This window comes from Candidatus Cloacimonadaceae bacterium (assembly GCA_030693415.1).
In the GTDB taxonomy this organism is placed as follows: Bacteria; Cloacimonadota; Cloacimonadia; order Cloacimonadales; family Cloacimonadaceae; genus JAUYAR01.
Map to the genome: position 1 here is coordinate 1 of JAUYAR010000115.1, position 12,427 is coordinate 12,427.

9 protein-coding genes are annotated in these 12,427 nt (G+C 50.2%); 8 read left to right on the plus strand and 1 reads right to left on the minus strand.

Annotated features, from left to right (window positions below; all coding sequences use genetic code 11):
• Nucleotides 1–852: 852 nt before the first annotated feature.
• Complete coding sequence (locus tag Q8M98_07130) at nt 853–1,791, minus strand: calcium/sodium antiporter (protein MDP3114534.1); 939 nt, start codon at nt 1,789–1,791, stop codon at nt 853–855.
• Between the two features lie 243 nt (nt 1,792–2,034).
• On the opposite strand from Q8M98_07130, the gene hydF reads away from it, so the two are divergent.
• The 8 genes from hydF (at nt 2,035) to Q8M98_07170 (ending at nt 12,213) form a co-directional block, all read left to right on the plus strand.
• On the plus strand, nt 2,035–3,234 hold the full coding sequence (gene hydF / locus Q8M98_07135; protein ID MDP3114535.1) for a [FeFe] hydrogenase H-cluster maturation GTPase HydF: 1,200 nt from the start codon (nt 2,035–2,037) through the stop codon (nt 3,232–3,234).
• A gap of 98 nt (nt 3,235–3,332) precedes the next feature.
• Complete coding sequence (locus Q8M98_07140; protein ID MDP3114536.1) at nt 3,333–5,471, plus strand: adenylate/guanylate cyclase domain-containing protein; 2,139 nt, start codon at nt 3,333–3,335, stop codon at nt 5,469–5,471.
• Between the two features lie 174 nt (nt 5,472–5,645).
• Nucleotides 5,646–6,188, plus strand: coding sequence for a hypothetical protein (locus tag Q8M98_07145; GenBank protein MDP3114537.1), 543 nt, complete (start codon nt 5,646–5,648; stop codon nt 6,186–6,188).
• 6 nt (nt 6,189–6,194) lie between these two features.
• The gene (locus tag Q8M98_07150) at nt 6,195–8,510 is read left to right on the plus strand and encodes a DNA internalization-related competence protein ComEC/Rec2 (protein MDP3114538.1); all 2,316 of its coding nucleotides are present in this window, start codon (nt 6,195–6,197) and stop codon (nt 8,508–8,510) included.
• A 56-nt stretch (nt 8,511–8,566) separates the two neighbouring features.
• Nucleotides 8,567–10,150, plus strand: a complete 1,584-nt coding sequence (locus Q8M98_07155; GenBank protein ID MDP3114539.1) for a hypothetical protein — start codon at nt 8,567–8,569, stop codon at nt 10,148–10,150.
• Nucleotides 10,150–10,941, plus strand: coding sequence for a threonine/serine exporter family protein (locus tag Q8M98_07160; protein ID MDP3114540.1), 792 nt, complete (start codon nt 10,150–10,152; stop codon nt 10,939–10,941). The genes Q8M98_07155 and Q8M98_07160 overlap by 1 nt, the downstream gene beginning before the upstream one ends.
• A gap of 1 nt (nt 10,942) precedes the next feature.
• Complete coding sequence (locus tag Q8M98_07165; GenBank protein MDP3114541.1) at nt 10,943–11,395, plus strand: threonine/serine exporter family protein; 453 nt, start codon at nt 10,943–10,945, stop codon at nt 11,393–11,395.
• A gap of 11 nt (nt 11,396–11,406) precedes the next feature.
• Nucleotides 11,407–12,213: a phosphohydrolase gene (locus tag Q8M98_07170; GenBank protein ID MDP3114542.1), complete on the plus strand. Its 807-nt coding sequence runs from the start codon at nt 11,407–11,409 to the stop codon at nt 12,211–12,213.
• Nucleotides 12,214–12,427 lie beyond the last annotated feature (214 nt).

The following is a 12,427-nucleotide window of genomic DNA, read 5'->3' on the forward strand; positions in this document are numbered from 1 at the left end:
GTTGCTTATTGCCACTTTGGTTGCGATTATTGTAGTTATTCAGGCTCATTTTGAAATGCTGTTGCCCAAACTGGCAACTACTAACCCAAACTCGCAGGCAGAGCAAATTCATAAAAATTGAGTTTTTTCCAGGGAGTCGTATTCATACAATCACAATGATTTTACTGTAAAAACAAGTGCTGCTATTTGTCAACATTTATTTTAATTTATTCACATTCTCCTTTTTTACAAAAGCTTCGACCCAGCTTGGAAATTGCTCAGTTCAAGTTGATTTGAGGCTTTCTGATACTGCGTTTCCATATATTCTGTCTCTGTTGCAACCAATTTTAACCGTATATTTAGGGGTTGTTCCTCTCATCCCAAAACCTCTATCCCGAAACATCTATCAACATCTCCACAACATTTGAGTTTCGTTTCCGCGAATTCCGCAGCATCGGCATGCTGCCACTACATCGTGCACGTCCCACTGCGTCAATCATGCATTAATCAAGCGTTAATCAAGCGTAATAAAACTAACGCTTGATTAACGCTTGATTAAGGCTTGATTAACGCTTTGAAAGGAGGTGGCAAGGTGATAGAAGGCGTAAATAACTGCTATGGATGCATATAGATGTTTACGATGTTCGCTTGTTTTATATGCGGTTTTCAAGTGGTTTTTGAGTGTTTGAGGAGTGTTTGAGGAGTTTTGGGGAGTTTTGGCGAGATAGCTTTCCTGATCTATACATCAAGCCGATATGCCTGTGGTTGAGCACAATAACCAGTTGATAACCGGGCTCTTTGAGGGTCCATGCTCGCTATTCTGGTTTGCATGGCGCGCCAAACCGCGATGGATCATCACCTGCGGCGCGGGCTTCACTTCAACAAAAACACTGCATACGCCACATAGACCGCAAGCAGCAATCCGCCCTCACGTCTGTCCAAACAGTGCTTGCTGGGTATGAACATGAAAAGGAAAAGCAGCAAGCCGGCAAGAATCATCAGCGAAAAATCCATGTTGAAGGATGATTTGTAGAGGGGCGGATCGATCATTGAAGATACTCCGAGGACAAGCAGAAGGTTGAAGACGTTGGAGCCGACGATGTTGCCGACCGCGATATCGGGATGTTTTTTGTATGCCGCCACCGCCGAAGTCGCCAATTCCGGCAAAGAAGTTCCGGCAGCCACAATCGTGAGAGCGATCACCTTTTCGCTGATGCCAAATTCATTGGCGATGAAAAGCGCCTGTTTGACAATGACTTCGCCGCCGATGATCAATCCAGTCATTCCGGCAATGATTCCGGCAAGCGTCCAAAACATGGAATATAGTTTGATGTTCGCGCCTTCGACAGTTCCGGATTTGCTCAAACGCCAATTGTATGCCAAAAACAAGCCAAAAACCGCCAACAGGATCAAACCGTCAAACCTGCTCATCATATTGACGGCAGTGGGGTTGAACCAATTGTCGTTGACTAACAAGAGCGCCAAAACGGAGATAAAAAGCACGAATGGGATTTCTTTCCAGGTAGTAGCGACTTTCACTTCCAGAGGATAGATCAATGAACTGATACCCAGGATGATGAAGATATTGAAATTGTTGCTGCCGATCACGTTTCCAAACGCGATGTCCGAAGCGCCCTTGAGGCTGGAAATGACGTTTACGACCAGCTCCGGAGCGGAAGTCCCAAACGCGACCACCGTCAACCCGATCACGATCTGCGGAATATCAAATCTCTTTGCCAGAGAGCTCGCGCCCTTCACCAGCCAGTTTGCACCCACAATCAAGAACACAAGCCCCACTATCAAATATAGCACCGATAATATCATTTTCACCTCTGTGAATATATGATAATGAGCCGGCGCGTTGCAGCAATAGTTAATGTGCTTTCAGGTTGATTCAGCGCAGAATGCAGGGTCAATTTTATTCCAGGGGGATGCCACAACGCTAACTTTTCTTGACAAAAAGCGCCCTTGATTTATGCGATGCAAAATTGATAATAGAACCTTTGGCATCCCGATGTCCTTTGATGGAGGGGGGTCTCAGATCTAAGAGGAATTATGCATACAGCACCGCGTGGAGAACGCCTGATCATCACTTTGCTGGGAAACCGAAATGCCGGAAAATCCAGCCTGATCAATGCTATCACCGGACAGGAGATTGCCATCGTCTCGGAAATCCCCGGCACTACCACCGATCCGGTTGATAAACGTTATGAGCTCCTCCCGCTGGGTTCGGTCACTTTCTATGATACCGCAGGTTTGGATGATTCCGGCGAGCTTGGCGAAAAGCGCGTCAAAGCCACAATCAAGATCCTTTACCGCACGGATATCGCGCTTTTTATCAACGATGGCAGCCCTTTTTCAGCTAGCGAATACGAAACCCTTGCCCGCATCCGCGAAATGAACATCCCGCTGCTGATGGTCTTCAACAAGCTCGATCTGAACCCTCCCGCTGAGCAAAACATCGCCTATTGCAAAGCGCAGAACATCCGCTGGATCAGTGTCTCGGCGGAAAAAGGCGAATATATCACCGCTGCCAAGAATCTGATCATCGAGCTGGCACCCCAGCATACCAAACAGGAAAAAACCATCATCGGAGATCTTGTCTCTCCCAAAGACCGCGTCATCCTTGTGACTCCGATCGATTCGGCGGCTCCCAAGGGACGCCTGATCCTGCCTCAGGTTCAGGTGCTGCGCGATCTTTTGGATTCCGGTGCCATAGTCCTCGTCGTCCGCGAATTTGAATTGATCCATGCCCTGCAAGCTTTGAATACCGATCCCGATCTCGTGATCACCGATTCTCAAGTGATCAAAGAGGTAGTGCGAGACCTTCCTCCGGGAGTGAAATTGACCACCTTTTCCATCCTCTTTGCACGCTACAAAGGCGATCTCAATATCCTCGCCGAAGGGGTCAGACAGATAGATAAACTACTCGACGGAGATCGTATTCTGATCGCGGAAGCCTGTTCCCATCACGTTCAGGCAGACGATATCGGCAGAGTCAAGCTTCCCCGCTGGCTCAAAGAATACACCGGCAAGAGCCTAATTCACGAAGTCTATTCCGGACACGATTTCCCCGAAAATCTGGAGGAATATGCCCTTGTCATTCATTGCGGTGGCTGCATGCTGAACTTCATGGAACAGAACCGCCGCATCGTCGAAGCGCGGCGCAGAGGCGTCCCGATCACCAATTATGGTTTGGCGATCTCCAAGCTGCAGGGCGTCTTTGAACGCGCGGTTGAGCCCTTTGGTATATGAAGAGGGGGGCAAAGATGCCAAGCTATGAGCCTTCGATTATCTTGCAACATAATGAAAAATATATGATTTTAAGATATGCAGGCTGACCGGGAGAAAAGATGAAACAGACCCGGTTCAGACACCGCTTTCCCCGTCATTACAAGGATGTATGGGTTTTGATCCTGCTCGCGCTCGTGCTTGCGGGGTTCACTCACTGCCTTTTCAGGATTCCCTTTTTGCGCGAATTGGAAACAAAGACTATTGATCTGCGATTCCGCCTCTCCCCAAAACCAGAGCTTGCCGATACGAGCATTGTTTTGATCGCCATCGATCAGGGTTCTCTCGATTTTGGCAGAAGGGTTTTACAGCAAGGCTGGCCCTGGCCTCGGGATTTCTATGCCGTTGTTTCTCAATACCTTGGACAACAGCAGGCGGCTTCCGTGATGTATGACATCCTTTTCGACGAAGCCGATTTTGAACGCGGGGGCTTTGACGGAGACGATGTTTTTGCCGCAGCTCTGCGGGAAAGCGGAAACGCCGTTCTGAGCATGATTTTCACCCATTTCCCCACCGAAAGCGATACTCTGATCCTGCCCCACGCCATAGGCTCCGGCAACGCCATGGATGGGCTCTGGCAAGGTGTTCAGCCTCCCGTTGCGCCACTTTCGACAAGTGCCAAAGCCCTTGCCGGAATCAATCTCCTCAGCAGCGACGATTCCACTATCCGCCGCGCACCGCTTTATTACACTTATGCAGGGAACCTCTATCCCAGCCTTGCCTTCGCTGCCTATCTCACTGCCAAAAAGGCAGATGCAAGCACACAGATCAAACGCTTCAAGGTAGATTCATCGGGACAGACCTATCTCAACTGGTATGGCAAAGGCGGTGCCGATGGAGTGTTTAAATACTACCCCTACAAGACCTTGCTGGAATCTGCAGTTGCCTCACAGAATGGTTTCACACCTCCTATACCGGATGGCTGGTTCAAGGGCAAACACCTGATCATCGGCACCACCGCCACCGGCTTGATGGATCTCAAAACCAGTCCCTACACCTGGGGCATGCCGGGTATGGAAACCTGGGCGACGCAGCTCAGCAACCTGCTGAACGACGATTTTATCCGCTTTCTCACTCCCTGGCAGAGCTATCTGATCATCTTTATGGTCAGTTTCCTCGTGTTGCTGATGGTGGCGAGGATGAACAACCTGCTCTCCGCCGCCGGTGTGCTTTTGCTGATCGCGCTGTTATTGCTGGTTGCCTATAAGCTATTTGACGCCAACCGGATAGCCATCGATATCAGTGCCACGCTCAGTGCCCTTGTGGTTGCCTGGCTCGGTATTCTCACCCTCAGCTATGTGATGGAAGGCAGGCACAAACGCGAGCTGCGCCAAATTTTCAACCGTTATCTGCATCCGGATCTGGTCAACCGCATCGTCGAAAATCCTGATCTTGTGCAAATGGGCGGTGAGGAACTGAGCGTAAGCATAATGTTTTCTGATATATACAACTTCACCGGTTTCTCCGAGAACGTGGGTCCCACCGATCTCGTGAGCTATCTGAACGAATATTTCCGCAGTTTCACAAATTCTATCCTCGATCACAATGGACTGTTGGACAAATATACCGGCGACGGCTTGATGGCGGTCTTTGGAGCTCCCCTTCCCCGAAATGATCATGCTCTATTGGCTTGCCAGGCGGCATTGGCACACCGCGAATATGCTCTTACTTTCAAAGACAAGACGGATCTCAGCCCTCCGGAACACTTTCACCTCAATACCCGCCTCGGCATTAATTCCGGCGTCGTCGTTTCCGGTAATATCGGTTCCGAACGCCGTATGGAATATACCTCGATCGGCGATCCGGTCAATCTCGCCAGCCGTTTGGAGGGCACCAATAAGGTTTTCCATACCCACATCATCATCAGCCAAAGTACCTTCGAGCTGGTGAAGGACGTCATGCTCTGCCGCGAACTGGACACCCTTCGCGTCGTTGGGAAGCTTGAGCCCACAATCATTTATGAACTGATCGGGGATAAAGCGAAAGTGGACATGAGCACATTATCCTGGCTGGATGACTATCACAATGCGTTGGAGCTTTACCGCAAAGGGGATTTCGCTGCCGCCGCGGATATCTTTTTACGCCTCAGCGAATCTCCCCAAAAGGACAAAGCCTCCCACACCATGATGCTTCGCTGCCAAAAACTCATCTCCAATCCGCCCGTGGACTGGGACGGGGTCTATGTCCTGGCGGAAAAATAATAATGTTAAACCACAGAGATGAGAGATGAGATGCGCCACAGGTATGCCAATCTCCACAGTTGGGCGGTTTGCTCGAAACGCGAAATAGACACTAATGGCGCAGCTTATCTCATCTCTCATCTCTCATCTCTCACCCGTTCACTAAATCAAAGTCCTACAGGAGAATAAACAACTATGCCACTCATCGAACACATGCTCACCGGATACCTTGATTGGGTTCGCGCCATGCCGATTCTATCCGCGATGATTCAATTTGCCATCCTCGGCACGTTTGGAGAAGTCATCTCCAAATGGATCGTGCGCAAAAGCTTCAAATTCCCTTTCAGTTTTGGCATAACATTATGGAAAATGGTCGTTTGGGCGATCCTCGCCGTCGGCATCAAATATGCCTTCAAAGGCTACATCGGCTTTGTCGGTCATTTGGAAGAGCTGGGTATGCTACCCCCTTTGAGTAAGCTGGGAAAGGCTTTCACCATTTCGGCGATGATGAATCTGCAATTTGGCATCACCCTGGTTTTGGCACACCGCGTACTGGATAACATCATGGAAAAGCAGAAAAACTGGGCGGGACTGCACAAAGGCATCTATTCGCTGATCTGGTTTTGGATTCCGGCGCACACCGCCACTTTCATGCTGCCGGATGTCTATCGCATCGGGCTGGCGGCGCTCTGGTCATTGGTTTTGGGTTTGCTATTAGGCATCTTTAACCGCAATTAATCCGCTATGGATTCCTTAGTCCGCAAACCTTATCCTGCTCCGTTATTATTGCCGCTGGCTTTGTGGTGCATCGGCATCGTGCTGTCCCGCAGCGTATTGGGAGACGTCAATCCGCTGGTATTGATCATCCCCGCGATGATTTTGGGACTGGGCGCTTTTGTGTGCAAACGCTACTCATTGTTTCCTCTGATCCTGTTGATCGTTCTTTTGGGAGCGATGCGCTATCAAATGACCCGCAAGGATGATTCCATACTCTCACAAATCCTATCCGGACAAACACATATCCAGCAGTATGCCGTTTTTGAAGTGAGCAAAGAGATATCATCAACCGCCTTTGAGATCCGCCTGATCAAACTGGCGGAGCATGATCTTGACGAGAGGCTCATCCTCTTTTCGGACAATGGCTTGCAACCCGGAAAGCGCTATCGTGCAATGCTGGAAATCTTGCCCCAGACCAGCGATCCCATTCTGGATATCTTTCCGCAAAGATACCCAGCCAAAGCTTATGTGCGCATCGGGCTTGAAGAGCTTTCCGAAGCCTCCGGAACCGCGTTCACAGCCCGCTGGCGAAGCTCACTGAAGCGCAACCTGGAGCATAAACTAGGGCAAAAGGCAAATATGGCTCTTGCCCTGCTTTTGTCCGATCCGGGAGCGAAAGCGGACTATCGGGAACCCATGACACGGGGCGGAATCGTGCATCTGATCGTGGTTAGCGGCTTACACGTATGGTTCATCTACCTGATCTCGATGGTTTTGCTGAATCTACTCTTGCCCAGAAAGATGGCGGAAGCGCTTTTCCTCGTTCTGATCTGCCTTTTCGCCGCGCTCAATCATTGGTCGCCACCGGTCATGCGAGCGGTGTTGATGATCGCGTTATTTATCTTTGCCCGCTGGTTCAGCCGTCCGGTTTCCAAGGCGCAAGTGCTTGCCATCAGCTTGTTTATCGTCACTATGATCGATCCCGCTCAGCTCTTTGGCGTGAGTTTGCAGCTTTCTTATCTCTGTGTGGGGATCATCATGCTTGCGGTGCCGGAGCTGAGATTGTTCAAGCGCGAGCCCATCGACCAAAACCTCTTTCAGAAAGGAACATCACGGCTTGCGCAGTATGGGGCGATGACCCTTTGGGTGAGTATTGGTGTCATTCCGCTAACCCTATATTATTTTGGCACTGGATCGCTCAACGGCATTGTCGGCAACCTCGTCGCCATCCCTTTGATGGGCTTGATCTTGCCGCTTTCATTTTTGGTGTTGATCCTTCCCGCTGGCAGCTTCGCACTTACTTTGATCACGCTTTCCTGGGGCTTTTTGATGATGCTTTTTGATCGCTGGGTGGAGCTTTGTGCCGCCTTGCCGCTCTTTCTGCAAAACGCACATATCGCAGCTTTGCAGGTGCTTGGAATGATCTTGATAATCCTACCGCTAATGCTATGGATAAAACAGCGCAAAGGACGGCAATATAGACACATACTCCCCGTTTGCGCGCTCGGACTGCTGCTCTTTTTCATTCCCCTGATGAAACATGGGGGCGGCGCGGGAATCTATATCTTCGATGCCGGAACGGCAGATTGCATATTGATAAAACTCAAAGACGGCAACACCATCCTGATCGACACTGGCGCTTCTTCACGTGCTTATGGAGAGCGCCAACCCTCCCAAGAGGCAATAATATCCACCAATAGCTGGGCGCGGAAAAAGCTGCTTCCCTGGCTGGGCAGAAAGGGCATCCGCGTGATCGACCTTCTCATTCTGACCCATCTGCACGACGATCATATCGGCGGAGTCCCCGCTTTGGCGACAAACATGCCCATCAAAAACATCGCAGTCACGGATGAAACGCTTGTTAGTCCGGTCTGGAAAGCTTGGATGGAGCAAAACTGGTTTGCCAAAAGCGCTCTGCACGCCGTCACGGATACGATGAGCATTTTCGTTGGCGGGGCGAAACTCAAGTTTTTGCACCCGGATTCCACCTATTTCGGTGCCAAGGAAAATAACCGCAGCATTGTCCTCCGTTTGGACTATGCAGGAAGCAGTTATCTCTTCCCCGCTGATATCGAACACGTTGACGAGCTGCATCTTATCGAGAATCATGGGCAATTTCTGGATGTCGATTATTTCAAGGCGGCGCATCATGGCAGCAAATCATCCAACAGTGCCGATTTTCTGCGCGTCGTTTCTCCCCGAGAAGTGTGGATAACCGCAAGCGTCAAAAACAGATATGGATTCCCCCACCAAGAGCCGATGCGGATCTTCAAGCACCACGCACAGCGAATTAGAAGCACCGCCACCGGCACGATTTATCTGCCTTTTTCACAAAAAGATTGACAGCCACGCCAGCATTCCGCTTTGATGACACAAAGTGCAGCAAAGGAAAAAAAGCTATGCAAGATCAGATCGAAACCGCTCTCGGAATGGAAGAGATATATGCTCTCATCGATCCGCCGTCAAACTTTTTGGAAAAGGTGAAGCGCGAGCACCTCAAAGATCCCACGCCCAGCTTAAAAGGCGCAGTGGCTAACTATGATCGCATGCCCCTGCTCCGCATCTATATTCAAGATAAAAAAGACTATAATCGACTGCGCGAAGCTCTTGCCCAGATTCCGGAACCCGTCATTCCTACAAGCACCGGAACTCTCGCCCTGCACGAATTCTTCCTGATCAAGGAGTTTATCCACTACTACTCGCGCTTGCGCAATTTATCCCGAGTTGCATTTTGGCATTCAAAGTTTTCATTTCCCGATCTTAGCGAACTCGCCAAACTGCTTGATCCGGAAAAGAGTGCCCTCCCTGCTTTCCGTCTGGGACCCGCTTTCAGCAACAAACTGGCTGCTCTGATCGCGCAGAAACAGGACATCTTCCTGATGCTCAACCACGCCCGCCACAGCGCTCTGGAAAAGGCAAAGACTGAGCTTGGCATGCCAAATCTCAAGGAAGACTTCATCCTTTCCCGCGCCCAAAAAGACCTTTTGGCAAACATCCAAAGCTCCGGACACTTCATAATAGTCAGCGAAAACGTCGCCAATTGCAGTTTCCGCCTCGCCGATAGCAAGCTCTGCCTGGCGTTGAAAGCAGAGCTAAGCAAACTCGATCTGAAACTCGAGAAAGAAGAAAACCGCGTCCTGAAACGCCTTTCCACCCAGATTCATAAAGCGGTTCCGCTCTTGAAAAGGGCAAAAAAGGCCGTCGCCGAAATCGGTTGGATCTTCATGCTGACGGAGTTTGGCATCAAATATAAATGCCAGATCCCCAAGTTCTCCAAAATAACTGAAATCAAGCTCAAACAAGCGCGTAACCTCCCTCTCGAGCTCCATCTGAATCGCCAAAAGCGAAACTATCAAGCCCTCGATCTGGAGTTTAACGATCATACCAATCTGATCACGGGTCCGAATATGGGCGGCAAAACAAGTATCCTCAAAACCCTGGGGCAGATGGCATTACTGGCTCGCCGCGGCATTCCGCTACCCTGTGAATCGGCAAAGATCCCTTTCTTTGAACATGTATGGTACAATCACGATTCCAGCGGCGAAGACGGTGATTTGAGCAGTTTCGGCAGAGAAGTCGTCAACTTTTCCAACGCCTTGCAACACAATGGTTTCAACCTCTTTCTATTGGACGAATTTGCCAAGGGCACCAATCCCGCGGAGGGGGAAGCCATTGCCAGCGCAGTGCTTAAACACCTTGGCACCTCAGATGGTATATGCGTCGCTGCTACTCATTTCAGCGCCCCTGCTTTGATTAGCGATTTTGCCCAGTTCTGCATCGCCGGACTCGATCTCAAAGCCTTTTCCAGCAACAAACTGAAAGATATCAGCCCCGCCAAACGCCTGAAACTACTCTCCGACAACATGGACTTTCGCCTCCTGCGCCTAAAAAATAACCAAGCGCCACCTCAATGCGCCATCGCCGTAGCTCGCGTGCTCGGCATGCCGGAAGGGATATTAACCCTGATAAATATGGAGAAATGATGCCAAAACTCAGCATCCGAGAAGCCACCGATCTTGCCCTTGAAATCGGCAGAATCCTTTTGGAAGGCGGCTCCACGACTAACCGCGTGGAATTGATGATGATCAAGGTCTGCACCTGTTTCGGGTATCCGCTCACCGAGGCATTCGTCACTCCCACCGGCATTTTCCTTTCCCTTTCCGATGGCGTGAATGACATCAGCACCAGCATCAAACGTATCCCCACGCGCCGCATCGACCTCGGCAAAATCACAAGAGTCAACAAACTGGTCTATAAACTGGAGGAAATCAGCAAAGACGAATCGATTGTAAATATGAGCGCGGCGGAATTTCGCAAAGAACTCTTGGAGATCGAAAACGAGCGGGTCTGGCCCGAATGGTTAAAACTCTTTTGTGGAGGCGGAACGGCAGGATTTTTCTGTCTGCTGTTTGGCGGAAGCTGGCTGGAATTTGCCGTTGCCTATTTGGTGGGCGTGATGGTCTCCATCGCGCTGAAATACATCAGCATCCTGGGCATCAACAACTTCCTTATGAACGCACTCGGCGCCGCACTGATCGTTATTTTTGCCAAGACTTTGGACTACTGGGTTCCCAATATCCGGGTGGACAGCATCATCATTGGCGGCATCATGCTGCTCGTTCCTGGTCTGGCAATCGTCAATGCCATTCGGGACACCATGAGTGGAGACCTCGTATCCGGCACTGCCAGAGGCGCGGAAGCGCTTTTTATCGCAGTCGCGATCGCCACCGGCAGCGGCTCGATGCTCAAGCTCTGGACACTTTTGGAGATCTGAGATGAGCCCCTTTGACTACAACACGCTGATGCAGTTTTGCTGGGCTTTTCTATCTATTCTGGGCTTTTCGATCCGCGTCAATCTCAAAGGCGCCAAGCTGATTTTCATCGCTTTGGGAGCGGGTCTCACCTGGGTGTTCTATCTCGTTATCCTCTTCTACAGTAATTCCTTGTTGTTTTCTGTGTTCTGTTCGACTATCTTAGTATGTAGCTATTCGGAAATTGTGGCACGGATATTCAAGGTGCCCGTCTCGGTTTTTGTGACCTGCGTGATCATTCCCCTTGTACCGGGAAGCAGCTTGTATTATGGCATGAGGGCCTACGTGGGAGGAGATATCTCGGAAGCCGCGTTGCAGATCGCCAAGGCGCTGATGATTGCCGGAACTATCGCGATGGCGATCGCTGTGGTATCCTCCGTCACAAACCTCATCTACCGGATGCGAAACCGATTTTAGGAGTAATACTTATGTATAAATCAGCACTTCAGGCATCTCTTGAAGGACGCATAATCAAGCTTTTGAGCGGAAAACCTCTCAAGGCGGCGGAATTGCTTTTTGCCGATCCGCAATTGCAAGCCCTGCAAGAATATGCAAACATCGTCTCGATAAAAAGACTCGGCTATAACGACCACGGTCCTGTCCACATGCGCAAAGCGACCCTGAACACGATCAAGATGTTCACCCTCTTGCATGATGCCGGCATCGAAATGAACCTCGAAAAGGAAGGAGTCGGCACCGCGGAGGATTCCCTCACGGGAGTGCTTTTCGCCTCTCTGCTCCACGATCTGGGGATGTCCATCGCCCGCGATTCGCATGAATTTATCAGCATCCAACTCGCCGCGCCATACATGGATAAAATCCTCGATTCCATCCACGCCGAGGATGAATATATGATCAAAACCGCCATTCGCTCAATAGCTATCGAAGGCATCTTCGGGCACATGGCAATCCGTAAAATCCACTCCCTCGAAGCCGGACTGGTGCTCATCGGAGACGGCAGTGACATGGAAAAAGGACGCGCCCGCATTCCCTCGATTCTTTCCAACGAACCGCGCGTCGGAGACATCCATCGCACCTCGGCTTCCGCCATTCAGAAGGTCAAGATCGACAAAGGCGAGCACAAACCGATCCGCATCACCGTGGAAATGAGCGCCTCTGTTGGATTTTTCCAGATCGAAGAGGTTTTCTTTCCAAAGATCAATATCAGCCCCGTCAAGCCATATATTGAGCTCTACGCAGGCGTTCCCGACCGGGAAATGCTGCGCTATCTTTGAGCTGATCCGTAGCGCAGCATCCCAATGGGGGGCGCAGCATGCCGATGCTGCGGAAGCGAAATATTAATCCAATATAAAGCCAATTTTAGAGCCAATATTGGAGCCAAAATAAAGCAAGTTGTAGCAAATTCAACACAAAATCCGGCAAAGAACCGGAGATCGAAAATAGGGGAAAATGACCTTCGAAACAGACTACTTCCAACCTATCGTAGCT